The sequence below is a fragment of the Dongia rigui genome, from assembly GCF_034044635.1.
Classification (GTDB): Bacteria; Pseudomonadota; Alphaproteobacteria; order Dongiales; family Dongiaceae; genus Dongia; species Dongia rigui.
In genome coordinates, this window is sequence record NZ_JAXCLX010000002.1 from 94803 (window position 1) to 119895 (window position 25093).

A 25093-nucleotide genomic window follows, 5' to 3' on the forward strand; every position below is an offset into this window, starting at 1 on the left:
TCAACCGGGCGTGAGGATGCGATGAGTTACGGGCTTTACATCGGCAAGAATCTGACGGCGGACGGAATCGCCTATCTTGCCGGATATGGCGATGAGCCGTCGAGCCACTGGCTGGAGATCGTACCGCGCGCGCATCATCCTGCAGGCGCCACGATCCATGTCGGTGTCACGCCACAAGCCGATCTGCCTGGCGTCATGAGCACCATCCCGCAGGTCGCCGAGACGGCGCGCAATATCCGTGTCAGCTATTCCTATTATCTCGGCGTGCCGGCGCCGCTCACCAATGGCGGCTTGAACGAGCATGGTGTTGCCGTGCGCGATATCTGGTCGACCTCGCGCGACGAACTCATCGCGCTGACGCCCAAGGACCAGAGCGGACCGAATTACAGCGACCTTGCCCGCATTGTGCTGGAGCGGGCGCGCTCGGCGCGGGAAGGCGTCGATCTCATTGCGGATCTCATCGCCCGCCATGGTTATGCGGATTATGGCGGCAATTCGCATCTCATTGCCGACGCCAATGAAGCCTGGGTCGTGATCGAATGTTCCGGCGGCAAGGGACTTTGGGCGGCGGAACGCCTGGGCGCAGACAGCGTCCGCGCCTCACGGCCCGGTTATATCGGCGTCATTCCGATTGATCAGCCGAACCATCCGGACTTCCGCTATTCGCCCAATCTGGTCTCGTTCGCGGTCGAGCAAGGCTGGTTCGATCCTGCCGCCAAGCAACCGTTCGATCTCAACAAGGTCTATGGCGACGGCAAGGGGCGCTGGGCGGGGGTTGCTTGGATCGAAGGCGAGATGACCCGGCGTGCCGCGCGGCGTGAGAAGATCGGCATCGCGGATATCTTCTGGGCCGTGCGCACCGAGAAGCTCACCGGCGATACAGCGGGCTACGGTCAGGTGGTGCCACTTTACGGGAAGGTCGCGCCCGAGCTGCGCATGCTGTGGCACACCCAGGTCGGCGCCATTGCCGCACCCTTCGCGCCAGTCTTCATGGGGGTAAGCGAGGTGCCGGAGGAATACCGCCAGCATCGCTATCTGACGACCGGGGAATCGGCACGCTTCCTCGATCTGCGTCATGGCGATGCCGTCTCCATCGTGCCACAGGGCATTGAATCAACGCGGTCGGCGAGCGCGGTCTTCAAGCGGCTGCAGAACCTCGTGGCCCAGCATGACGATCTGTTCCGGCCGGAAGTGACGGCGGTCTGGGAGGCGATCGAGCGCAAGTTGACGGCGGATTATCCGGGCGTTGTCGACACGGTGCAGACCTTGATCGATGCCGGCAAGCCGCAACGCGCCGCAGCCTTTCTCACCTATTACTGCCGCACCGAATTGCTGGCCGCCTTGGAACTGGGCGAGACCCTGACGCGCAGCATCGAAGCGCGCACACGGGCGCTCTTTGGCATCAGTGCCGATCCGGTGCCGAAATCAGCCGCGCAGATCTGGTAGGCGACGACTGTGCCGTCATCCCCGGGGCTTGACCTGGGGATCCAGTTTCGTCCGCCAAGCAGTGGATCCCAGGGTCAGGCCCGGGGATGACGAACTTAATATACTGTGGTGCCGTCGTGTCGTTACTCCGCCGCCACCTGGACCGGCTTGACGTGCTTCTTCACCGTGATGACAAGCACCGAGGCGACGAGGCAGAGGGCGCCGGCGGTGAAGAAGGCGGGGAGATAGGTATCGAGTTCCGTGCGAGACCAGCCGGCGCCATAGGCCGCCGCCGCTGCACCCAGTTGATGCGCCGCAAAGACCCAGCCGAAGACGAGGTTGGCGCGCTCGCGACCGAAGCGTTCGGCGCAGAGTTTCACGGTCGGCGGGACCGTCGCGATCCAGTCGAGGCCGTAGAACATGGCGAAGACGCCGAGGCCGACGAAGGTGAAGTCCGACGCCGGCAGATAGAGCAGCGAGAGACCGCGCAGGCCGTAATACCAGAACAGCAGCCAGCGATTGTCGAAGCGGTCGGAGAGCCATCCTGACGCCACCGTGCCGAGGAAGTCGAAGATGCCCATCATCGCCAACAGATTGGCGCTGGTCTGTTCCGGCACGCCGAAATCGAGGCAGAAGGGGATGAGATGCGGCTGAATGAGGCCGTTGGTGCTGGTGCCGCAAATGAAGAAAGTGAAGGCGAGCACCCAGAACACCCAGGAGCGCGACGCGTCCCGGAGGGCGTGCAGGGCCGCGAAAGCAATTGAATGCGAGGCCGCTGCCGCTTGCGCCGCAGCAGCACCGGCGACCGACGCACCTGTATCGCCATAAGGAACGAGGCCAAGATCCGATGGCCGATCGCGCATGAGGGCGGCAACGACAATCGCCACGATTGCGAGCAGGATGCAGAGCAGGCCGATCGACCAGCGCCAACCGGCAACCTCGGCGATATGGATGAAGAGGGGGATGAAGACCAACTGGCCGGTGGCGGAACTGGCGGTGAGGAAACCCACGACCAGGCCGCGACGCCGGGTGAACCAGCGTGTCGCCACCGTGGCGCCCAGCACCATCGCCGTCATGCCGGTGCCGAAGCCCAGCACCACGCCCCAGAGCAGGATCAACTGCCAGACCTCGGTCATCGCCAGCGAGGCGGCGAGGCCGCAGATGATGAGCGCCAGTGATGTGAGGATCATGCGCCGCACGCCGAACTTGTTCATCAGGGCGGCGGCAAACGGGCCCATCAGGCCGAACAGCACCAGGCGCACGGCGAAGGCGCTGGAGATGTCGGAAGTGGTCCAGGCAAATTCCTTCTGCAGCGATATCAACAACACCGCCGGGCCGCCCATGGCGCCAGCCGTCACCAGCATGGTGAGGAAGGTGGTCGCCGCCACCAGCCAGCCGTAATGGATTTGCCGACGGGCGAGGCTGGCTGCAAGGATATTGGAGATCATGGCGACATCCTGGTATGAAGCGCGGGACTTAGGAACAAATGCGGCTTGCGACTGGATCCTGAAAAGAGATACAGGCGTCCTGCGGCACGATGCCAATGTCCATATTCGATGGGTGCTCTGCAAATAATCATGATGGGCGTCATGATAACCATGGTATCATCGTGGGAATAACGATACCGGTGACCCAGTCGCCGCGCGGCGTCGGGTTGCCTGGCTGAAGGGTTAGGGCGATGAAGGTCACGCGAGAGAAGGCAGCAGCACATCGGGCTGCGATCGTGAAAGCGGCGGCGGATTTGTTCCGCGCGCGGGGCCTGGGCGGTGTCGGTGTTGCCGAGATCATGCAGGCGGCCGGGCTCACCCATGGCGGCTTCTATGGGCATTTCAAATCGAAGGATGCGCTGGCGGCCGAGGCCTGCACGGAGGCCTTCACCGAAGGGTTGCAGCGGGTCGCCGCTGATTCAGACCTTGCCAATTATGTGGCGCGTTATTTCACCAAGGCGCATCGCGACCGGCACGACGGCGGCTGTCCCATGGTGGCGCTGGGCAGCGAGATCGCGCATCAGGAAAAGGATGTGCAGGCCAAGTTCGCCGACGGAATTGCCGCCTATCTCGCCGGGATCGAGGATTTGCTGCGGCGGAGCGATGACGGCACGGACCCGGTGGCCCAGCGTGCCCAGGCGATTGCGACGGTGGCGACGCTGGTGGGCGGTATGATCCTCGCCCGTGCGACCGCTGAAACGAAGCCCGAGCTTTCGGCCGAGATCCTCGAGACCCTGCCGCGCGTCATCACCCACTGACTTTTCCGCACAGCCGGGCAATCCGCTTCAGGGCGTTGGGAAGGCGCCATCTTCTTATCTTGAACATTGTATACAATATTCTATTCTGCTATACTCTTATCCAGTCTTAGAGATTTCAAACACTTAAGGAGCGACGATCTTGAGCAGCAATGTCTTTGCGGGCTGTATCCCGGCCTTGATGACCCCCTGCAAGCCCGACCGGACCCCGGATTTCGCGGCCCTGGTGAAGAAGGGGCAGGAACTGATCGGGCTTGGCATGTCGGCGGTGGTCTATTGCGGCTCGATGGGCGATTGGCCGCTGCTCACCGATGAGCAGCGCATGGAAGGTGTCGAAAAGCTGGTGAAGGCCGGCGTGCCGGTCATCGTCGGCACGGGTGCGCAGAACCCGGCGCGGGCGGCGGCGCTTGCGGCCCATGCCAAGAAGGTCGGCGCCAAGGGCCTGATGGTGATCCCGCGCGTGCTGTCGCGTGGGCCCGTCGTCGCGGCGCAACGCGCGCATTTTGCCGGCATCCTCGAGGCCGCCGTTGATCTGCCTGCCGTCATCTATAACAGCCCCTATTACGGCTTCGAGACCAAGGCCGATCTGTTCTTCGATCTGCGCACGAAGTATCCGCACCTCGTCGGCTTCAAGGAATTCGGCGGCGCCAAGTCGCTGAGCTATGCCGCCGAGCACATCACCGGGCGTGACAAGGCGCTGACCCTGATGGTCGGCGTCGATACGCAGGTGGTGCATGGCTTCGTCAATTGCGGTGCTGCCGGGGCCATCACCGGCATCGGCAATGTGCTGCCCAAGCACGTGCTGCATCTCGTTGAGTTGTCGGCGAAGGCGGCGAAGGGTGACGCGAAGGCGCGCAAACAGGCACAGGAACTCGACAACGCGCTGATGGTGCTCTCAAGCTTCGACGAGGGCCCCGACCTGGTGCTGTTCTACAAGTATATGATGGTGCTTGAAGGCAACCCGGAATTCACGCTGCACTTCAACGCCAGCGACGAGCTGTCGGCCAGCCAGAAGCACTATGCCGAGACGCAGCTGAAGCTGTTCAAGGATTGGTACGCCAATTGGGACGGGAAGAAGTAACCGCTGGCGTTTTCATATCCCCCGGCAAATTGCAGAAGGGAGATGCCATCGCCGGCATCTCCCTTTTTTTCGTTGAAAGCCGTGCCGGCGGATGCGGCGCGCTTATTCCGGCGCGCGGTAGGGGACCTGGGTCACGCGGTCGATGGCAAAGACCATGCAGGGTGCGCCTTTGCTCTGGCATGTGCTGACGGCGTCGGCCTGGACCTGTTGCGTGTCGGCGCAGGCAGCGGCGTCGCAGGTCGCTGCCGCCGATGCCGAGGCGCCGTCGTTCGAAATGGCGAAGGCGCCGCGCTTGCTCTTGTCGATGCCTTTGAGATAGGCCTGGAACGAACTCCAGACATCCGGCCCCAGGCGCAAGCTGATATTGACTGGGGCGTTGGGGTCGCTGGAGGTAGCGGCGGCCGCAGGGGCATCGCCCTGGCCGTCGGTTGCAGCAGTGGAGCAGGCGGCAACAACCGCCAGAAGAGCAACTGCCAACGCCGCTCGAAGAAACGCCATGTCGACCTCCACATTCGCGAGGTGGGTAACATGCCATAGATGCGGACCGGCGCAAATGGCACGGCGGCCAAAGGCCAAAGTTGTTCGCATCACTTATGGGGGAAAATGGTGGGCGGTACAGGGATTGAACCTGTGACCCCTACCATGTCAAGGTAGTGGATTATTCCAAGTAAACCGCATTTTCTGGGCTTTAATCATCCTGCTTTTTTTATCTGCACGTTTTTTGCACGTGAAGCCATCCCGAACTCAAGCTCGTTGGCGAGGTCTTTGGCATGCTCGGGGGAAAGGTGCTGGTACCGCTTAAGCATCCGGGGGCTAAGCCAACCGCCCGCTTTCTGGACGTGTCGGTCCGAGAAGCCGCGCATGGTCAGGTGGCTGGCAGCGTTATGCCGGCCCCAATGGGGCGTAACGGTCCTGACTATTGCCGCCCGACCCCGGAGGCGCAGCGCGGCCGCCGCGTCGCCCTGGTGGGCCTTCTGGCTTGCCAGACGCTCGATAACGATCGCCGCCCGCTCCCGCATGGCTTTCCAGGCAGTCTTCACCACGAACCCGGTCTGCTTCTTGGGACGTTTATAGGGTTTGCCGTCATCGGCCAGGAATAAGGCGTCGTGACTATCCGTCCGCTTCTCTAGGCTTTCCCGGATCATCTCGGCATACCAGTCCGGGATTGTCCGAAAGATGGGCTTCTTGGACTTTGAAAACCCGAGAAATATATGTTCATGGCCGGGCTCCATGCTGATCCCGGTGCCGTCCGGACGCTGGTAGTTGGGTAGCCGACGAGGCACAAACAGTAATTCTCCGCCGCGGATGCCCGTCGCGAATACGCCGGCCACGAACAGTTTAAGATGCTTTGGCGCCTTACGGATCAATAGCGCTATTTCCTCGGCATAGAGCCATTTATTAACGGGTTGCTCCGCAATATCGTATTCGGGAAGGTCGGGGCGTTCGTATTCGCTTATCCACCGCTGCGCCACGGCATGGTTCATGATGGTGCAAAAGACGGTTGCCTCACGTTGCATCGTGGAGAGCGAATTGCCCTTCGCAATGTGCATCTCATCGAAATAGGCCGCGAGGTGTCCCTTCGAACTTTCGACGAACTCTTTGAGGGGGATGTCGGCCACCCGCCTCGCCCGCAAGAAGTTGACCCATTTGATAACGTACTCGATTTCCTTATCTGGCTGGCCGGCAAGGGCGGGGTTTCCCGCTACGCGGCGTCGATTCCGAACATCGGCGTAGTCTGCCGCTGCTTCGATGAATGTCTTGACGGCTGCTGCACCATAGAGAAGCTCATTGTAGATTTCGCCTTCTCGGCGGAGGCGGATTTCCTCGGCACGGGTTGCAGCCCCGGGCTCCCCTGCGCCAATGCCTGTAGTCTCATAAACGGATCGCGATTTTTTCCCTGCGCGGACCGTGCCACGGAGGTAGTACGTCGAGCGACCGGCGGGGATGCAGACCTTGAGAGACATGGCAGCAACTCGATTATAAGGTTGTAGTGGTGTTTCTCAAAAAGCTTGTGACGCTCGGTTCCCGAGTAGAAGACAGTATCAGGGAACCGCCTGCGGAGATTCGCAAGCCAGTTCTGTAGCGTGCGAGGTGAGCACTGCAATTTGTCACGCAATTGCGCCTGAATCAGTGGCCAGCGGTCGTTTAGGCGATCCGCTTCTTGTTCCTGATGCACGGCTCAGGCCTGCACCGGGTTGGCTTGATTTGCTGCAATTGCGAACGCGCGGCAGTTGCAGTGTTGCAGCACCGGACCAGGAGGCATTTAGGCTTGTCCTCTTTGGCTTGTCAGCTCAGCGAACCTCTGCCTCGTGCAGTTCCAAGTGGATTCATAGAGATCTGCCATATAGTCAAATCGCTGATCGGCTTCCAAGTTCGCGACATGGTTTTCGTCGATCGCCATATCAAACGTTCTGAGGACTGCTCTTAGGAACATGAGCATTGCCTCATACTTGTCGTCAAAGTCTGCGGAGGTCAGGTCCTGCCCAGAGCGGAGCTTCGCCATGCGTGTTCCGCTAGGGTCGGGCGCCGGAGGCTCTCCTTGCCAAGGGTGACGGGTATGGATGTCAATCACGTTCATCTCTTCTCCAATTCTTCGTTTTGATGAAAGCCGAATCAGGGAACCACTGGCACCGCTGCAACTGCTAACGCGACATTTGGCGCAGCAATTGCAGCAGTGCAGCAAGCCGGTCTCTACTTCACGATCTGCCAATGCCCCCCGCCGGGAAGCTCAATGACCTGGCCGTGGTCCTTTAGGACACTCAACCCGCGGACAACGAGATCTTTGGCTCGGATCCGGTTGTGGCCGTGAGTGTAGATATCCCGGAGGCTGGCTGTACCGCCCAGATTCTCTATTGCTGAGCGCACCCTTTCCGCCAGGACGATGTCGGGGTGTACGGACATGACGCCAGACAGCCGCAATGCTTCAGCCCGGTAATACTCCATGAGCTCAACACTCCGCTGCATGGACTGGCCAGATACTTCCATCGCATCCGGGTTCCCCACCAGTTCGATGATGGCTGCTATTCTGGCGGCATTCTCCGTGCAGCGGGCACTGAACTCTAGGATGTCATCAAATGCTCCGCCGGGTGCACGTTGAGCCTCGTTGGCATCGTGGAACTTGATCGCTATCTCCTTTGCCTGCGGTGACATGGTTAGGTTCTTGAATTGCAGCCGAGCAGGTTCTCCGATCGCAGGCAGGTCGATCCGGCTTAGCAGTTCTTTCATGGCGCGCTCGTAAGTCTCGATTGCGCCCGGACTTGCAGCTTTCGGTGCACGGTACATCCTCGTCCCAGCGACCGAAGGTGGTGCAGATATGAGCATGCGAGCCATTAGACCCTGAGATTTCAACAAAGGGTCGCCTAGCAGCATGTCGGCAATACTTGGCTGCAACATCAAGTGAAGGGCGAACCGAACGCCCCGTACAGTCTGCAACGGCTCACCAGCTCTTGTGCGCATGAACGATCCACTGCTCCACAGGCCGGACAGATGAGCCGCTGTCTTTGTGCGGTTGTCTTTGTTCATCGCGAAGCCGCCCAGAAAGCTCCCTCCTTCGTCCGAGAACAATCCCGCGCTACCAGGATTGGATGTCAGTAGCTTGAACGCTCCCTCAATTGTCGGCTCCGAGCAGAGAAGGTATGGCTTGACGGGCGGGACGGGTTTTGCCCGAAGCGCTTCCAAGTCACATTCCGAGCCTGCCCGTTGCTCCTTCGAGCCCTTTCCGGTGCCATCCAGAGCGTCATTAAAATCCGCCTCCCACTGGGCGAGCATTGCCTGATAGCGGGTGTCGTCCAAGCGTCCCATACGTTCGTGCTCAATCTCCCAATTGCGGATTGGACGCATGGCAATACTGTCGCTTGATGATTTCCCCTCGCCTGAAGCAGCGATCGTCACCAAGAACAACGTCGTCGGTGACTGCCCACCTACAATCGGAGTAACGTCGGCAAAGCTCTGGACGCACAGCGATGCCGCTCCCAAAACCGACTGAGCGGCGACCGCAGGCGGGGTTTGAGTTACGTCATGAATCGCTTCCGCTGCCGGACCCAAGATGGGGCCGAGAGCGTGAATCGGGAACGGCGCGCTTTCTTCGACCGGTCGCCGCAGTGGCAAAGGGCCGTTGGCCGAAAGTGCCTCGGTTGCTGCTTGCTGCAACTGCTGCAAACCGTGAACGGTGACACCGTCCGGCAACTCATCGGCCAGATCCCATCCCTCAGGGTAGGTTGAAGGGACATTGACGATCTTGATGGACTTTGCACCGCTAATGCGGCAGGCGCGAGCAACGTCAGCCGAGTAGCGCCTCCCAGCATCGTCGTTGTCCGGCCAGATCCACACGTCCCGGTCCTTGACGGGTGACCAGTCAGACTTGTCCGCCCCATTTGAGCCCCCGACCGACGTGGTGACTGCCATTGCCGGAAACTTCTCCGCCGCGGCGATGACCGTCTTCTCTCCCTCTACCACCAAGATACCTTGTGACGGGTCCTGCAAGAGTTCTGCCAACCGGAAGAGGGGAATGTTCTTCGGTCTGCCGGTCCATGTCAGACTGCCGTCGCCATTCAGAGACGCAAATCGATATGTCTTGCCTGCCGCCGTCTGGAAACGAAGGACATGGCCAACCAGTGACCCCTCCCTATCCCGGTAAGGCCAACCGGCGGCAGGGCTGCCCAGCCCCCGGTGTTCAAAAGCTGCCAGTTGTGCCTCATCAAGAGCCGAAAGAAGTTCGACGGTGGGTGATGAGGGGGGACCAAGCAGCAACGCGGTGGGGCTAGTACCGTCCAACGCGTCAATACGACTATTCAATTAATAACTCCCATGAAGTTGATTCAGAATCTGACGAGCCGCTTCGGCTGGGCGACAGCGGTTGAGGTACGCAAACAGGGCGACTAGATCGCCGCCGCGGTCTTTCGTGGCAAAATCTGCCCATTTGCCGCTCTGAACATTCACAGAGAAGCTTCCGGCAGCGTGATCTGTACGCGTGGGATTCCTGACGACGTACTCATTTCCCTTGAACACGCCTCCGGGTAGCCAGGACGGCACAAGCCATCTGGCGCAGGACAGCGCCTTATCCGCAGCCATGCGGATAGGAGAGGGCAAATGCCCTCGTACATTGTTCATGTGCTCTCACGAAGAAGTCAGATGCGCCCTGCGGGCGACTATCTGACGAGTTCTTGCGCATTCGCGTGGACGGCGCACAGCCTTGGTGCCCACTTACGGCGCGACCGCATTTTATCGCGGGTATTGACGCTACCGAGCGGAGATTGCTCGGAGAGTGCGGCGTCTCTATTGGAGGCGCCAGGTACGGCAACATGCGTATCAGCACGTCATGTTGCACTAACTCAGCGACCTTGACGGAAATGGTTGGCGAGATAAAGCCAAAAATTCGTGCCTCGATCATTTCGCCAACAGAATCGCAAAATAAAGCATCAACTGGATTTTTGTGAGCACGGAGCTTCAAATTTCGTTCGAGAAGCGTCCGCGATACGAATGAGGAGTATGCCCGCCGGAAGCGCTTTTAGAAAAAGATGTTGGCAGCGGGTGCCTTGTGTCCGCTGCCATTTCTTTCTCAGCAATTTCGCTCGTTGGTATGAGCGAAATGACCTCACGGAAACCCCAAGGACAGCTGGTTTACGGCTATGATAATTGGCCAGATCTAATCAATCATCGGATGCAGCAGGCGGGCCGTCACGGTCATTCCCGGAACGCCGACGCCAAGACGGCCTGACATAGCCTTCGTAGCCCAACAGTTGGAAAGCTGTGTCCGCGACATCGTGCAGCGACTGCCGAATGCTATTAGCCTCCAAGAGGGAGAAGTGCTCCGCGCCCCTCTGAAAGACGACGTAGGCGGCAGCCAGAGAGAACATCACTGCGTGCCATTCCCGGTCGAATTTAGGGCCGGCAAGCGCCTCCCTGGCTCGGAATACGGCAGAGAGGTCGTCGTAGTAGGCTGCGAACGCGGCCGCTTGCTCTTTCAGTAGATCAATTTGGCTCATCATATCCTCACACATGCAGAACCATGCCCTAACGGCACATCTTCCAATGGTGGGATAACGGGATGCGCCTATGTAGAGGCGCTTGGCTCATATGCTACGCGGAGGAAATACAGGTCGCTAAGACATCGCTAATCTGACTCCGCAGCGTCAAGCTTTGTCGGTGTCACCAGAAGCGTCGGTTCCAGCGCGATTGCGCCATTCCTGCAAGGACGTAACCGAACCTTTAGTCTCATCGGGCCCCTCTGAAGCGGGTGGGCGCGGAAACGACGCCCGGATGATCTTCCATGTGGTCAGGAAGGTCGCGTGCTCAGCAGCTACCGCACTCATTGCTGCTTCCAATGTGTCGGTCTTAGGCCAGCTGATACTCCGCTCCGTGGGAAGAGCGTGTTTGATGAAGCCGGACCAGGGAACGTCGGTTGCATAAAACTGACCAAGGAGATACCTAGCCGCGTCGTAAATCGAATCATAACAGTCCTCAGGCGGCAATCCCTTCGTCGCCCGGCGAGCGCGCGCCGGCTCGTACAATGACGCAGCAGTCAACACAGCGGCGATTGCGACCGGTGACCCATCGGCGGACGCGAGAAGCTGTAGAGTCATAAGGCGACCTTTACCACCTGACACTCGGTCCTGGATGATACGACCCGGCGTGCCTGGTGCCTTGGCCCAGAATGCCCGATTGCGCTCTAGCTCGGCCGCGATTTCGTCGGTCTTCCAGAAAACGAATTCGTCGGCCCGCACATAGTCCCTGGTTGCATTGCCGCCGTCGTCCAGCTCGATATGCGTAACTAGCTGGTTTAGGTCGATCCCGGCCTGGTCGAGCGTGCGACGCCAAATCTGGAAGTACTGATGCCAAACGGCCTCTAGGGTGCTCATTAGCCTCTCCTGGTCAATCGAGCGCATATGGCGCGGTTCGGTTGGCTGCATAGTGGGATGGCCATGCCTGCGCGCGGACGCTAGCTGAACCTAACGCAACCGAAGTGGGTCATAAAGACCCAATCGGTGGAATCGACATGTTAACCCGGCTTTTCTCTCGCCATGATCACCTCTGGCGAAATCCGGGCAGCAAGAGCCTATATGGGTTGGACTCGGCAGCAATTGGCTGATCGGGCTAAGGTGGCGCTTAACTCCGTTACCCGTATGGAGATGGAGCAGGTTGATCCCCGTTTGGATACGCTCATGGCAGTTCGGCGCACCTTCGAGAAGCATGGTATCGAATTTCTGTCGGTGGTCGAAAGCCGGGAAGGTATACGAATTCGGCAGAAATCGGACCGAGCCACGAAACGCTGACGGCATCGCAGTTTAGCCACAATCCTGTGTCAGCTTCTCATTTCAGTGCAGTGTATTCGCGCGCGGGTAGGGGATCCATGGAACACGGCCGAATCAGACTTCTTCTTCGCTGCGAATTTATTGGCGCGGTCGCTCTAGCTTCGCTGCTGGCGACCACGCTATCGCCGAAATCAAGCCGCGCAGACGAATACTATAATTTTTACTCAATCCGGTGCTTCGAAGAGCTTGGGGCAGCTCGAATTGAACGGGTCGGCCTATGGAACGTTCGAAGTGTGGTGTGGCCAATCGGTGGCATTGACGAGGTAAATCGGACGATGGAAATGCCTAGGGCGCAGCGAATGCAACACCGATGGGATTCGCATAGTCAAAGTTTGAAGCGGCTTGAGGAAGAGCAGAGCCTTTACGTCTTTGGTGAGGGGTACGGGCGCTACGAAGAGCCACCGATACGCTGCCAGTTTCCGAACGGCTTTCTCGAAATTACGTACGAAAAGCTAGACCGCGATTACGTCACGTCGGGCGACCCAAGAGTTTACTATCGAGGGCCGATGAGTCTCAAAGTTCAGCGGAGCGATGGGAAAGTTATATTTGAGAACAAGACGTTCATACCTGAGAGCTTCCAGGTTCAGGACACCGACGGCCATTTTGTCTATTCGGTCTGCGGGCAGACTGGTCCGTGCGTCGAAAAAACCGTTTTGCTCAACGATCAATAAGGAACTTAAGGGCTGCCGAGCAGCCGATAGATCGACGCTTTTGAGAGGCCAAAAGAGGTCATTAAGTCGCGAATTAACTCTCCCTTTTGTCGCCGCGCCTTTAACTGTGCAATCTGGTCGTCAGTCAGGACTCGCTGCCTTCCGAAGGCAACGCCACGTTCCTTTGCCTTTGCGATGCCCTCCAACTGGCGCTCCTTGCGGATATCTGCCTCAAACTCGGCAATTAGAGCCAAGAGGCCTACCATCAGCTTGCCGTGCTTGGTGGTTGTATCCAGCCCGCTCTGGTCCAGGCAACGGAAGCCCACGCCCTTGTCCTTTAGACGGGCCAGGATGGCGTAGAAGTCGGTTGTGGAGCGGGCTAGGCGGTCAAGCTTGGTAACTAGCAGCACGTCGCCTTCTCGGACGTAGTCGAGGCACTTGGCGAGTTCGACGCGCTTGCCATCGAGTCCAGATTTCTTTTCGGCATAGATCTTTTCGCAGCCGGCGTTCTTCAACATATCGTGCTGCACTGCGAGCGTTTGGCCGGTGGTCGAGACGCGGGCATATCCAACTATTGCCATGACTCGAATATCCTAGACGTTGCGAGAAACTACTTATAAGACACCAATTTGGACACTGCAACCCTAGGTTCTCATCTAGTATAAAATTCGAGACTGTCAGGCGACGTGAACGAGTCTGTCGATATCGAAGATGTTTCAGCCGACGGAATTGGTAGTTTGGCGGCGTCCTAGCCCGCTGAGAGCCAATCAATGACAAACATCTTCTATGCCCTAATTTTCTTCTCGCCCTACGCGCTAGGCCCTTGGATCCTAGTCGAGGGCCTGGTTCGCTTGCTGGCAGGAAGGTGGATGGGGTTGGAATGGAGGCTTTGTGCTCTGGCTCTGAGCATCCTGGCCACGCCGTTCACAGCGATTGCATATCTGATAGCTATAGATGCCAAGTGGTAAGTGCCAATGGCAATGGCCTGAGCCAAGTGAGTTCCCTTGTCGGAGCGCTAAGGCTTTCCTCAACCTTCTTCGGAGTCTCTACCTTCGATAGCGTTAGCGCGAAATGGAACGCCTGGTGGGTACTATTGTGGGCGTCGATCAGCATTTACCGAGAGGGGCCAGGGGGTAAACGCGACTGCCAATAGATCTGCCCGTGCATACGATTTCGCGCGGGCATCGAGAATTTTTTGCAAAAAAATTGAACCGTATCCGTGAGCGGCGTTGAACTCCTCCCTTGGGCTGAGGCTTCTTTCAGGCTTTCCGGCAAGCAACCAAGGGCTGTAAGATGGGGCGGTAACAACCAAACAGGGAGAGTCGAAAATGCCTGCACTTGGAGAACCGGACCCCGCCGCTATGCGCCAACAAATCCAGGATCACGAGAACAGAATCAAAAAGCTTGAACGTGCCTTAGTAGATTTGGAAGGGCTGGTGGCGAGGTTGAAACGTGAGGTCAGGAAGTAAGCGACGGCACAGAAACTAGACGGGAGGGATGCAGGGTGGCTATCAAAGCGATTTTCCAACCATCAGCAAGAGAACTGAAGTTGCTTGAAGACTTGGCCGCTGAAGTGAAGGCGATTGAGGACGCACATTGGGAAGGGTACCGGAACCACCTGAAGACCGAGCAAGGCATGAACGATGAACAGGCTGATGCACATATAGCCAGTCTGAAGAGCTCACAGTCCAGGAGAAGGGCACTCAAAAGGACAGCTAAGAAGGTCGTCAAGAAACCCACCGCAAATAAGGCAGTCAAGCCCAAAGGCAAGCTACCCAGCAAACCAAAGAAGCCGAAGAAACCGAGTAGGCCGAAGTGAAGGGGTAGAGGTCATGGCATCAAGAGTTAGATACCCGCTCCAATGTAAATGCGGGCACACTGGCGAACTGGTGATGAAGGAGAATGACACTCCCTATTCAGCATCTTGGGAAGAATACTCGACAACTGGCTTCGATAGTGCCGGCTATCAAGTCCAAGGCAGGACAGCGGGTTTTCAAGAAGTGTTCAAGGAAATGACGGTCAAGTGTCCACAGTGCGGGAGTCAGTTATCGGAAGCGAATGTTGTGGAGAAGTAAGGGGTAGGGAATGAAGTGGCTGGCTTTGATCGTGACAGGGCTTTTCATTTCCAGCACCGATCAAGCCCAACAGGTTCAAGAACTCCATTATAGCAATGGGATGCTGCTTTCTTACACGTGCAGCCAACCGGACAAACCGGGTGCCAGCATATCGGGGCAAAACCGCTGCATCATGCTCTTGGATGGGTTGATCGGTGGAATAGCCTATCGAGCAAACAAAGAAGGCACTTGTCTGTTCAACATCGATGCGTTGCCGGAAATGGAGAAGGTCAGGAAGCAGGTTGTCGCATGGTTTGAGTTGAACAAGACGATTGATGATCTAAACCGGTCAGATGCTTCCATTGTCGAAGAAGTGTTGATGAAGGTCTATCCGTGTAAGTGACAGAGTAGGGTCAGGGGGACAGGATGAAGTGGGGATTGATTGCGTTGCTGCCTCTGATCTTGGCTGGCATGATGTTATTGCCTTGCGGGATGGCCAGTGCTGAGACGCTATTCGAATTGGTCGCTTCCAATCAGTACCAGTCATTGTGGTCCGGGTACGCGACGGTCGAGACGTGCACCAGTTCGAAGGAAAGCATCGAGTTGGGACCGTACCTTTTTGTCTGTGATCAATATGAATACGCCTACCCCTACCACTACGGCGATACTATGCTTCTGGGCAAGCAGGTGGAGTTAAACGGGAACAAATTCTATATCTTTTATCTGTGCATGAAAGGTGAAGACGATTGCATTAAAGGATCGGTCTACAAAAGATAATTCGTCTAGCTCTTTTGGTGATCCAAAGCCAAGGCCAGTAAGTCCCAACCCAGTTGGTTATCGTATATCTGTTTGCCGGCTTCTCGCAGCACGGATATCCGCCATTTTCTGAGCATGCTCTGGCACGACCTTTCCGTATAGAGAGCCGGAGGTATCTCAATGTGAACAAGTCTCGCGTGATGCCAGGTGCATAGAAGCTGTAGATCATTCATCGTGCTGCCCAGGAGCCCATTTGCTCTAAAGGAGCGCCACATGAAGATCGTTCTATGGAGCGTAGGTATTGGCTGCGCGCTATTGTACTTGTGGCTCAGCAGAATTTCATTCGTGTTCTAACGCTCACAGCCACGTGAAAGCGCTGCTCGGTGGCTGCACATATCAGCGGTTTCGACAGCATGAGACATTTCTATGAGAGTGATGGCAGATGACCGGGCTGGCGTTCGGCATAGCACTCTTCGCGCCAATGTTTGTGCTACTGGCCGCGACCAAGAACATTCAGTCAATGACCATCAGGCTCTTGGTGTCGCTGGGTGGCGGATTGGTGTTAGGCGCACTTGGGGTCGTCGCTTTATTGCTCTACGAGTTCCTTAGCTGCCCATTCATAATGGGGTGTCAGTAGGCGCAGGGTGAGGTTCGCAGTTGGGTCCGATATTTGGGCGAAACAGTGGCCGATTCCCTAGGATCGTCCAGGTGCGGCGCAATGGGGGGGGGACCCCCTAAGCACCATCGCCAATAGATCAGCCCGTACATACGATTCCGCACGGGCAGCTACATTCCATTTTTGCATGTGTCTTCTGAGGTCACCCCCTGAGTCTTCAAGGCCCGCGACGAAGTAAGCGACCCGGTCGACCGCCAGTTGATGAATTTCTATCGGTCAGGACTTCGTATAAACCGGCATTATTTCGTCGTCGTGAGTTCTCTGCATTGCTACCGAGCAAAATGTTTTAGACACTCATTCTGATCCAAAGATGTCGAGATGAGACACGCTACAGGCTTTGGCACTAACCTGCTCTGCGATAGCCGGCTTTCTTTGTGAGAAAAATCCCGGGCTCGCAGAATTCGTGGCGCAGCATACAGTGATCGCTCACGGCGGCTGATCTTCGCAAGCCCGATCATGAGGGCGGTATATAGGGGTCGATCAGTGGACATTTTGTAGACTAGTAGACCAGTCAGATTTCGCTCAATCGAGAAATTGCGTTTCCCCAACGTCGCATCCTCCCGTGGTGTCAGTTGGGCATAGCTTCGTTCCCAATGGACTAATACGGATGAATGGATGATTCCGATCCGCGCGTGCTTCGAACGCCGGTCGACTTGGAAAGTCTGCTTGCTGCTAAGCGTCACCGGGCAATCAGCGTCGTGTCACATCTCCATGACCTCCCCGCCGTTTATAACTATTAAAGTACCGGTGTGTCCATAATACAACTTGAGGTTACATCCGTTCTTGCTACAATTACAAAGGAACTTGCGCAAGGGGCACCTTGTCGAACATGGCTGGCAATTCGAATTTGCAACGCTGGAGTCTTTCCCGACGGTCCTTCGGACTGAGCGTCTCTGTTGGGATGGCGTTATCGTGGCGGCAGGCCCTCGCTCAGGATCAGACATTGGAGTTCAACGCAACACCGGACGAAACGCCTACGACTTCGGAAGGCACGCAGGGCACTTCGCACTACAAAGACTCCAATGACGAGTCTTCTAGTGAAGGCGGAGAAAGCGATTCCGCAAACCGTGGCGACCCATCGCAGGGTTTACACTATCGCGAGCGTGTCGATTTCTTTGACGACCGAATAACAATGGAATCTCTGGGGCAAACGTCGACGACGCAAGGTGGTCAACGAGGCACTCGATCAGACAACGTAACAAGCGCGAGAGATGCAGCCCTTATAGGCTTGGTTCTTGCCAAAATGGCTGTTGATATACGATCTGGCCAGTTGGGGAATCTAGCGAGTGATCTCTACCTAGGCCAGAATGCATTCACATACGGTAATCTTTCTCAGGCGGCGCTAGTCAAGCAAACTGACGAAGCGTTGGCGGACCTTGCATCAAATCTGCTAGTTGACGGCACATTATTTCTCGCATCCGACATGTTAATCGGTGCGGCAGCCGGCGGCGTTACTATTGCAAGCGCCGCTGTTGCCTTGGGAATCTCCCCTGCCATTCTCGGTGCTGCAGGGGCGGCCGCACTGATTTATTCCAGCATTCTTATCGGTAACGCGGCTCAGCCCCTAAAAAATGAGATCAAACAAGGAATCAAAGGTGATTTGCAGAAGCTGCGTCAGAAAACTACGAAAGATGGCAGCATTCGTCCTGATATTGGATTCAACCGCCCTGGCGGCACTCGCGCAACTAAGCATCTTTGATGGCATTCCAACGACCTGGGAAAATGAGCTTTTGAAGTGATGGCAACTGCTTCTACCTTTTGGACGGGGAGAACATGGCAGATAGTAAATTCGAGTGGCCAGATGATGAAGCGTTCCAACAGTTCCTTATAAAACGGGCGCAAACGTATCCGCCATCTATCGTTGATGTGGATCTCTACAATCGTGTCGCAGAGGGTTTGGAGCCGTTTGTAGACAGTACCTATCAGGCAACGCAGGCACTTTTCGAAACCGGCAATGCCGGCTCCGGCGCTCACGGTGTCGAAAAGCTCAACCCGCTGCATGTCGAAATTTTATTGGATCAAGCAGCGGATTTGTTAGAGAGGGCAGCCGCGGCGACGAGGAATCTTGATGAGCTTAAGCGGCGGCAGTTTCAGCAACGCCTTGAGTTCAGCGAATTTGAGCAAGTGGACAAGATCCACGCCAATGAGATTAGAGAGAACAAGTATAAAATTGACGGACTGACGGCGACTGCTGAGTTTAATGGAGTGAGTTCAGCCATATCTTCGCTAACTCTAAATCTTGAAGCCCTCGCGGCTCACCGCAATGACTATTGGGTTGGAGAAAATCTCAATAACATGATCTCTAGAGCCGCTACCTTGCTGACGATCCAACAGTTTCCAAGCGAAGGGTTTCCTGAGCAACAATTTAGCTTCGAAGACGCCGCGAGTCCGAAGGCGACTAACCCTAAAGCCCAAGCAGTATGGAAACTATCTCCATATCTGATTGCACCAGATCTTGGTGAACGAGCATTGCAATTGTCGATTCAATATCAAGAGATGTTTGGGCAAAGAGTAGCCTTGGAGGCGAAGAGGGAGGCACTTTCGGTTAAAAAAGATTTCGAAACGGCTAATGAGAACTTTCAACTCAGCCGCATCAAGGTGGCGCGCGACCTAGTATCGAGAAAGCTGGTTGAGAGCGCGATACCTGGGAGCGCGTTAAATTACGATTCGCAAGTTAAAGTGCATGAGGAGTTAGTTGACCAGGATGTTCGCCGAGCCCTCTTTCGAATGATGGCCAGTCAGACAGGCTTAAAACGAATTTATGGTTTTGATGAAGCATTACCGGGGGGGGCAGGAAGCAACTCAGGCGCCGATGTCTACTCGCTGCTGAATTGGGTGCGCCGAGCTATTGACTTCCTGAGTATCTCGGCCGCAAGCGATCAGCTCACCGTGATGCCAGTATCCATTCGTTCGCTTCTGAATGACGATACTGTGTGGGAAGAAGGAAAGAAACACGGGGTATGGACTTTCTCCATACCTGAGAATGGATCAGTGTTCGGCGCGCTTGGAAGGATGCTTTCAGATCTTTCCTGTCTTCGGATTCGTGGTGTAAGTGGTTTTACAGTCGGTTCGACTGAGTATTGGCAGTTGCGCATCGAGCGGCCAACTGAAAGCTGGCTCGGCGCACCCCTGTTGCCAGTGTGGCTCGGCCGCGTGACGGACCGTGGTGCCAATGCGGACGCCGAGGTTGCGGGGACTGCGACGTGGTTTAATGCTAGCCTATATGGAGACTGGAAGGTGTCACTAGCGAAAGCCGCTCAGGCGACATCGTCGGATCTTGCAGCAGTTAAGGATGTATATCTCGAGCTCATGACCGTGGCGCGACCAGCCGTTGCGCCAAAGTGATCTAGGCGCTTAGCCTTGTCAAAGGTCATAGCCATCTTTCGCTGGCCACTAGTACTCGCAAGTGCTTGTAGCCAGACGCTTCAAAGGTGCCGGGCGAGTGGATGCGCTGGCGCGAATCATTGACCTGGACCCCAACATTCACGCCCTCTGGGCGCACTAATCCTTTCATGAGGTTGGAAGCGATCCGTAGCGCTCAAACCACGCCATCGTCGGACGCCACTTCCCCCCGGCCGGGATAGATCTCTTCAGGTGTTTTCCATTGCAGAAACGTCTTTAGCGCATCCGTTTCACCGATCAATGCTTGAGCCCGGTCCAGTCGCTCTCGGAGGGCTCCCTGCTCATCAATTGGCATAAGGGAAAGCTGCGCCCGCGCATTTTTGAAGAAAGCTTCAAGCTGCTTGCTCTTGGCCCAATCCTCGATGATCGAGCGCATCTCTTCCGTGCTCTCTTCGAGCGCTTCAGCGCGCTTTTTGGCTTCTTCCTTGCGCTTCCATTCGTCCATTTGGGCCCGCCAGCGCTGGTGCTCGCGCTCGGCCTCTCGTTTTCCCTCCTCGATCAGCCGTGTGATTTCAGGAATCGAGTTTTCGAGTTCCTCGACGATCTTCCCGCTTTCCGGAAGGGGCGTGTCGCGCTCCTCGCGCCATACTCGGCTCCATTTCGCGAACCCGTATGGTGAGTAGGCGAGGACAGAGAAACGGCCAGTGGGAAGGTCTTTTTTCGTGGTCCAGGACCAATCGCCGGGCCGTTTTGCCAGTCTCGCTGTGACTTCCGTCTCGCGAACGTACTGACCGCCGACGTATCGCATCTCAACGTCTTCAGCGAGCTCTATAATCGTAAGCCCGAACGCCATCTCGCCCACGCGTGCAACGGTTATGCGACGTGGCCCCCAGAGATGATGGCGGCCGTGGCGGTCTGTCTTTCTCGGAACCTCACGCTCGTCGATTTCAGGACGGTAGTGAAATTTATCCTCACTTTTTGCAATTGAGACGCGATAGCCTCTTGCTTCGAAAGCGGAGAACAGTCGATTGGCGACACTCAACCCCTTATCAAGGCCGCTTTCTGTCACGACCAGATCGACAAGCAGTTGTTTGGTGGGGCGCAGATACTGAGAATCGTATGCGGTCCTCGACCCATGAAATAGTTCTCTTGCACCCGCCAGGAGCGGATGTGTTTTCGGTACTCTGGATGCGCCCGCGCTGGATGTTTCGCGAATTCGAGTCCGTTGCATCTTCGGCGGACGCTTCGCCGGAACTTTCGATCCCGGCTTCCACTCAGCAGGTTGTCCGGGGGCCGCAGGTGGCAGTTGTGGCCGCTTAGGTGCCCGTCCGACAGCATGCTTGCCCCAGTACCCGGGGGCAGGGCGAGGGATTCGGAGCGCGTCACAGGCCTCGGCAAACTGGATTGCCGACACACCAAACTGTACCGCCAATCTATTCAGCGGTTCCGACCATGCCAGTTCATAGAGTTGAACTCGCGAGATTGTTGAGTTCTGCAATTTCATTAGGTGCTGGGACTTCCTTGGCGAAAGGGAGAAGCCCTTCTTGCATTACTTAACGGCGCTACCGGAACTACGCGATTCGTCATCTCGCCTGGTAATCCGCAGTGGGGCCTTGAGCTGAAGAGTCTTGGCACGACGTCCGATTCCCCAACTAGTTGACCAAGTTTCGGAAAGCAGGCGCTTCAGCGGTTTGCGCTCGCACCAGCGATCGATCACGACGCGCCACGGATCTGCACCGTCTTTCCGGCTGATCTGATGCCGGGTCTATTTTCCAGTATGAATTTCTCGCAGGCTTCGAGGACATCATCTGGTTGGCGCCGCCTCGGTCCCCTAAGCGCACATTCCCAAACAAGCATAACGCGCCAACCGGCTGAGCGCAGCCTGTCGAGAATTTGCTCATCTCGCTTTCGATTGCTGTCTATCTTCGACTGCCAGAACGCCTGACGCGTTTCCGGGAGCTTAAACAATGAGCAGTTGTGACCGTGCCAAAAGCAGCCATGAACGAAAATGACAGCCTTATGCCTAGGAAAAACTAGGTCCGGTCGGCCCGGGAGGTCACGTGAGTGCAATCGGAAGCGAAACCCCATTCGATGCAAGCCTCGTCGGAGAAGCCATTCGGGCTTGGTGTCTTTACTCCGAACACGGCTCATATTGAGCCGCCGCTGCTCTGGTGTCAGGACGTCAACCAATTATCCATGTCCTTCTCAGGCGTAGCTTGGATTGGCAGCGCCAACGATTGTTTTTAACTCATTGGAGTCCAGCGTTGGTAGATTGGCCAAATCGATTGTGTAGCGAATAGCAACGATCCCCGTCGGTAATGCCAGATTGTCCGGGAACCTGGGAAACTCATCATCGACTTCATATGCTGAGACTTCACGAAGATTAAATCGTAATAGCTCCCCAGAATCACGCATCTCTTCTGACCAACCCATGCTGACCATCTTAGCCAGAAATAGATCCAGTGACGCTGCGTCCTTCCGCATTGCCTCGATAATGGAATCTACCCGCGTAGCGATCGTTTCTCGCCCCCCAATCGTTTCCTCCAACTGAACCGATATCATCAACAGCTGGCAACCTGACGGCGCTGTCAATTGATCTAAGCGCGAAATCTCGTGCTCATGTCGGCTCTTGCGGGTTGTCTTCACCTCTATATGCAATTGGTCACCGACAAAATCGTGTCGCTCAGAATCTGGCCCGCTCCATTGCTCGACCGCAGCTGACCCAAGGCATGGAATCATTAGTGTTTCGAGAACGAAGAGCTCGCCAAACAAGCCAACCTGAGTAGTCTTGTCCATTTGCTGTCGCGAGGGCTTCCAAGCCGACTGCCAAGCCCGAATAGTTGCGGCCACTGCAGCCCATGGCTCACGATAGTCCACTAGAATTGCTTCGACGAACTCTCTGCAGAATGGAGTGAATACCCGCTCATGGGAAGGATGTGCCGTTACAACGAGAAAATCTCCGGTCTCAAGGCGTCTATATCGAACTTTCAGCCCGTTCAGATCCGGAATCTTTTGGGTGGTCGGGCCGCGAGAGACTGGCACTAGCAAGAGAAGATTTCCCGCGTCATCTATCGCCATTGAAAGCGAAGTCTCCGCACCATCCGCCAGGATTGGAGTGGTTACCAAGGTGTCCCTATTAGAGGGCCTCTTGGTCCGAAGTGCAGCCCATTGCGCCGGAGTGGGACAATCAGCCATTGGCGACCATCTCATTAACTACCCAAGGCGCGTCGGCATCTGAGGTGTGTGGCAGACTGAGAGCCAGAGCGATTACAGTGTCGGCTTTCTCAGTACCCAGTGGTTCAGGGTCCAACGGATAGATTAGCAGCAAGCCCTGCGTCGCAGGTCTTGCTGCACGCATCGCGTCTGAATCATAAGTATTGTTCTCACGCTTGTAGGCTTCGGGTCCGTCAACGAGATCAACGCCTTCGTGACGAGGGTCAATCAGAATTCCAATGCTTTCGCTACTCTCGCGACGGCGTCTTACGAGGCCAATGTTCTGGTTGCCGATCGTTATCCGCCGTCCTTGCTCCGGAGACGCGATGAAGATTGTCCAGTCCGTGAGTTCGCCAAGAACAGAACGTGACATGATCCAATCAGCAAGCTCGTAGCTGCGAAACGCGACAATGTCGTCATGAGTTTGATACCTGCGCAGTATAGCGCAGACTGCTTCCGGAGCTACGTCGCGTATAATCAGGCCGCCGTGCCGTTGCTGGGGACGCGGAAGTGTCTGAATGGACTCGTCAATAAGGGTTCGATTCTCCAAGATTTTTACGGAGTCCGACAGAGGCAAAAGAACGGTCTGGGGATGTTCGCCCGACCAGGAATCTTGCTGAGTCACCGCGGTTGCCGACTTATTTCGGGCAGTGAGCAGCAAGTCGCTATGACCCCGGAGACGGATGGCCATCTGATCCGGTCTTCGGCCGGCGCGTTCCAGGGCGATGATTGAGTCTCTCATCGCCTGCTCAACGATGGCCAACTCTGAGAACCACCTTGCAATCCCGTCTGTTGTCCAGACTCGTATCAGATCCTCATATCCGCGTCTGAATCCGTACCAGCGTGCCATCTGGAGAAGCGTATCGCACATTGACGCGGTGCGCAGAAAGTAGGAGATCGTTAGCCCTTCAAGTGTAAGGCCGCGAGATAAACGGTTTCCACCCACGGCAATAAGGTGTCGGCCGGGTTTCTCGTCATATTCGAGATTTTCTCCAGTCGCACTGTTCAGCACGACAATAACGATCCGACGTAGAACCGAAAGTGCCTGTTCGACGACATCGGCATCATCCGGTGGCGATTCCATCCCAACCTTCAAATTGGCCCAGGCAGCCCGTAGGAGTGCTTCGAGTGGCTCGCGCTGACCCAGTTCTTCCGCATTACGCCACAGTCTTATGTGTTCGCTGATTGTCTTTGCAATGCGCTCCTGATCATCTGTTCTCGCGCTGACATGTACGAGCATAGTGTGGCTTTGACCGGCCAAATTTGGCCGCAATTGACGTACCCCGCCCGCTACGCAGAACGATAGAACTGCGTCGGATAGCGACGTCGGCAGACTCTGTCCGCCAGCTTCAATCACGATCTCGGCGCTCTTCCGACGGCGAGGCGCCCGAAGTGCTTTGACATCCTCATCCGGGACAACACGCAGAACCTCACGGCCCTGAGCCGAAACGCCAAAAAGCTCCTCGGTGCCGGTGTAACCAGCCGGACGAGGTAGCTGCACTACAAAATCCTTTGGAAACAAGTCTTCGCCCACCCGCCGATCCACGGCACTGGGATTTATAAAGATGTTTGCGAATGGCGTGGCAGTATATGCGACGTAGGCCGCTTTCGGCGCACGAGACAATATTGAGCGAATTAGCGCGTTCGTTCTGGACGGCGCCAAATTCTCGTCCGCTTCATCGTCTTCGGTAATAGTAGGGTCGGGCGGTCTGTTGCCTTTAGTGTTTATGGAGGCTTGGTCAGCCTCGTCGTCAATAATCAAGACGGGCATCTCGTCGAGATAGCGTCTGGCGGAGTTCAGCCAGTGGTCCAGCTTTTTCAGAACTGCAACATGCTTTTTTACCACTGCCAGGAATGGCGCAGAGGATTGCAATATGCGGACATCTTGCTCCTTAAAATCCTCCGTTGGGGTCGTAAGTCTTATCCATTCCCGACCCCTCTCAGCTGTCGGCGCATCAGCTTGGTGTCCGGTCAGCTCTCGTTCAAGCCGGTTCTGTGTTTGATTTCTGAGAGAGTCGTGGATGCCCGACAGAACAATCACAATTCTATAGCCCGCGTCCGCAGCGCGCGCGGCAAGGGCAGTATAGTTCGCTGTCTTCCCACTCTGGACATAACCGACCACGAGGCCTCGACCTTGAAAGGGAGAATCGCTCTCCGGGTCGCGTAAGTGACGCAGCACTCTTAGAGACTCTGCTGCGACAGAGGCGATCTGCTGAGGTTGCCATTTCGGGTCGGCGCGCAATAGCGCTTCTAGCCGTGTCCAATGATACCAGGAAGCATCACGGACAAGACGGTCAGTCCAGTTGGGCCTTAGAGGAAGGCTCCCAATGACGCGCACATTTGG

Annotated in this window: 19 protein-coding genes; 9 read left to right on the plus strand and 10 right to left on the minus strand. The window is 56.5% G+C overall.

Annotated elements, in window-relative coordinates; translation table 11 throughout:
- The first annotated feature begins 21 nt into the window (after positions 1-21).
- The gene (locus tag SMD31_RS11930) at positions 22-1446 is read left to right on the plus strand and encodes a C69 family dipeptidase (protein ID WP_320501118.1); all 1425 of its coding nucleotides are present in this window, start codon (positions 22-24) and stop codon (positions 1444-1446) included.
- 122 nt (positions 1447-1568) lie between these two features.
- Here SMD31_RS11930 and SMD31_RS11935 read toward each other — a convergent pair whose 3' ends face one another.
- On the minus strand, positions 1569-2873 hold the full coding sequence (locus SMD31_RS11935) for an MFS transporter (protein ID WP_320501119.1): 1305 nt from the start codon (positions 2871-2873) through the stop codon (positions 1569-1571).
- A gap of 230 nt (positions 2874-3103) precedes the next feature.
- Between SMD31_RS11935 and SMD31_RS11940 the strand changes: the two genes are divergently transcribed.
- Positions 3104-3670: a TetR/AcrR family transcriptional regulator gene (locus SMD31_RS11940; RefSeq protein ID WP_320501120.1), complete on the plus strand. Its 567-nt coding sequence runs from the start codon at positions 3104-3106 to the stop codon at positions 3668-3670.
- Positions 3671-3809: 139 nt separating this feature from the next.
- Positions 3810-4748 (plus strand): dihydrodipicolinate synthase family protein, encoded by a 939-nt coding sequence (locus tag SMD31_RS11945; RefSeq protein ID WP_320501121.1) that lies wholly within the window; start codon positions 3810-3812, stop codon positions 4746-4748.
- Between the two features lie 102 nt (positions 4749-4850).
- On the opposite strand, the gene SMD31_RS11950 is transcribed toward SMD31_RS11945, so the two are convergent.
- The 4 genes from SMD31_RS11950 to SMD31_RS11965 form a co-directional block, all read right to left on the minus strand.
- Complete coding sequence (locus SMD31_RS11950; RefSeq protein ID WP_320501122.1) at positions 4851-5246, minus strand: hypothetical protein; 396 nt, start codon at positions 5244-5246, stop codon at positions 4851-4853.
- 194 nt (positions 5247-5440) lie between these two features.
- Positions 5441-6712, minus strand: coding sequence for a tyrosine-type recombinase/integrase (locus SMD31_RS11955; protein WP_320501123.1), 1272 nt, complete (start codon positions 6710-6712; stop codon positions 5441-5443).
- 727 nt (positions 6713-7439) lie between these two features.
- On the minus strand, positions 7440-9542 hold the full coding sequence (locus SMD31_RS11960) for a DUF3987 domain-containing protein (RefSeq protein WP_320501124.1): 2103 nt from the start codon (positions 9540-9542) through the stop codon (positions 7440-7442).
- A 1337-nt stretch (positions 9543-10879) separates the two neighbouring features.
- Positions 10880-11605: a hypothetical protein gene (locus SMD31_RS11965; protein WP_320501125.1), complete on the minus strand. Its 726-nt coding sequence runs from the start codon at positions 11603-11605 to the stop codon at positions 10880-10882.
- 162 nt (positions 11606-11767) lie between these two features.
- Here SMD31_RS11965 and SMD31_RS11970 point away from each other — a divergent pair, with 162 nt between their 5' ends.
- On the plus strand, positions 11768-12019 hold the full coding sequence (locus tag SMD31_RS11970) for a helix-turn-helix domain-containing protein (RefSeq protein WP_320501126.1): 252 nt from the start codon (positions 11768-11770) through the stop codon (positions 12017-12019).
- 77 nt (positions 12020-12096) lie between these two features.
- Positions 12097-12729 (plus strand): hypothetical protein, encoded by a 633-nt coding sequence (locus tag SMD31_RS11975; protein WP_320501127.1) that lies wholly within the window; start codon positions 12097-12099, stop codon positions 12727-12729.
- A 5-nt stretch (positions 12730-12734) separates the two neighbouring features.
- Here SMD31_RS11975 and SMD31_RS11980 read toward each other — a convergent pair whose 3' ends face one another.
- Complete coding sequence (locus tag SMD31_RS11980; protein ID WP_320501128.1) at positions 12735-13289, minus strand: recombinase family protein; 555 nt, start codon at positions 13287-13289, stop codon at positions 12735-12737.
- Between the two features lie 923 nt (positions 13290-14212).
- Between SMD31_RS11980 and SMD31_RS11985 the strand changes: the two genes are divergently transcribed.
- The 4 genes from SMD31_RS11985 to SMD31_RS12000 all read left to right on the plus strand — a co-directional run bounded on the left by SMD31_RS11985 (position 14213) and on the right by SMD31_RS12000 (position 19539).
- Positions 14213-14527 (plus strand): hypothetical protein, encoded by a 315-nt coding sequence (locus tag SMD31_RS11985; protein WP_320501129.1) that lies wholly within the window; start codon positions 14213-14215, stop codon positions 14525-14527.
- A gap of 266 nt (positions 14528-14793) precedes the next feature.
- Positions 14794-15165 (plus strand): hypothetical protein, encoded by a 372-nt coding sequence (locus SMD31_RS11990; protein WP_320501130.1) that lies wholly within the window; start codon positions 14794-14796, stop codon positions 15163-15165.
- A gap of 1972 nt (positions 15166-17137) precedes the next feature.
- A complete protein-coding gene (locus tag SMD31_RS11995; RefSeq protein ID WP_320501131.1) occupies positions 17138-17893 on the plus strand; it encodes a hypothetical protein in 756 nt (251 codons plus the stop codon).
- Between the two features lie 74 nt (positions 17894-17967).
- Positions 17968-19539 (plus strand): hypothetical protein, encoded by a 1572-nt coding sequence (locus SMD31_RS12000; protein ID WP_320501132.1) that lies wholly within the window; start codon positions 17968-17970, stop codon positions 19537-19539.
- A 193-nt stretch (positions 19540-19732) separates the two neighbouring features.
- Here the strand turns inward: SMD31_RS12000 and SMD31_RS12005 are convergent, their stop codons facing one another.
- From SMD31_RS12005 to SMD31_RS12020, 4 genes are all read right to left on the minus strand, one after another.
- Positions 19733-21040, minus strand: coding sequence for a FliH/SctL family protein (locus SMD31_RS12005; RefSeq protein ID WP_320501133.1), 1308 nt, complete (start codon positions 21038-21040; stop codon positions 19733-19735).
- Positions 21041-21249: 209 nt separating this feature from the next.
- Complete coding sequence (locus tag SMD31_RS12010; protein WP_320501134.1) at positions 21250-21726, minus strand: very short patch repair endonuclease; 477 nt, start codon at positions 21724-21726, stop codon at positions 21250-21252.
- A gap of 15 nt (positions 21727-21741) precedes the next feature.
- On the minus strand, positions 21742-22746 hold the full coding sequence (locus tag SMD31_RS12015; RefSeq protein WP_320501135.1) for a PD-(D/E)XK motif protein: 1005 nt from the start codon (positions 22744-22746) through the stop codon (positions 21742-21744).
- Positions 22724-24991, minus strand: coding sequence for a Z1 domain-containing protein (locus SMD31_RS12020; RefSeq protein ID WP_320501136.1), 2268 nt, complete (start codon positions 24989-24991; stop codon positions 22724-22726). Before SMD31_RS12020 ends, SMD31_RS12015 begins: the two co-directional genes overlap by 23 nt.
- Positions 24992-25093 lie beyond the last annotated feature (102 nt).

Coding starts and splice junctions, on each gene's coding strand:
- SMD31_RS11930 (WP_320501118.1), top strand. CDS start 22: ATGAGTTACGGGCTTTACATCGGCAAGAATCTGACGGCGGACGGAATC.
- SMD31_RS11935 (WP_320501119.1), bottom strand. CDS start 2,873: ATGATCTCCAATATCCTTGCAGCCAGCCTCGCCCGTCGGCAAATCCAT.
- SMD31_RS11940 (WP_320501120.1), top strand. CDS start 3,104: ATGAAGGTCACGCGAGAGAAGGCAGCAGCACATCGGGCTGCGATCGTG.
- SMD31_RS11950 (WP_320501122.1), bottom strand. CDS start 5,246: ATGGCGTTTCTTCGAGCGGCGTTGGCAGTTGCTCTTCTGGCGGTTGTT.
- SMD31_RS11955 (WP_320501123.1), bottom strand. CDS start 6,712: ATGTCTCTCAAGGTCTGCATCCCCGCCGGTCGCTCGACGTACTACCTC.
- SMD31_RS11965 (WP_320501125.1), bottom strand. CDS start 11,605: ATGAGCACCCTAGAGGCCGTTTGGCATCAGTACTTCCAGATTTGGCGT.
- SMD31_RS11970 (WP_320501126.1), top strand. CDS start 11,768: ATGATCACCTCTGGCGAAATCCGGGCAGCAAGAGCCTATATGGGTTGG.
- SMD31_RS11975 (WP_320501127.1), top strand. CDS start 12,097: ATGGAACACGGCCGAATCAGACTTCTTCTTCGCTGCGAATTTATTGGC.
- SMD31_RS11980 (WP_320501128.1), bottom strand. CDS start 13,289: ATGGCAATAGTTGGATATGCCCGCGTCTCGACCACCGGCCAAACGCTC.
- SMD31_RS11990 (WP_320501130.1), top strand. CDS start 14,794: ATGAAGTGGCTGGCTTTGATCGTGACAGGGCTTTTCATTTCCAGCACC.
- SMD31_RS12000 (WP_320501132.1), top strand. CDS start 17,968: ATGGCAGATAGTAAATTCGAGTGGCCAGATGATGAAGCGTTCCAACAG.
- SMD31_RS12005 (WP_320501133.1), bottom strand. CDS start 21,040: ATGAAATTGCAGAACTCAACAATCTCGCGAGTTCAACTCTATGAACTG.
- SMD31_RS12015 (WP_320501135.1), bottom strand. CDS start 22,746: ATGAGATGGTCGCCAATGGCTGATTGTCCCACTCCGGCGCAATGGGCT.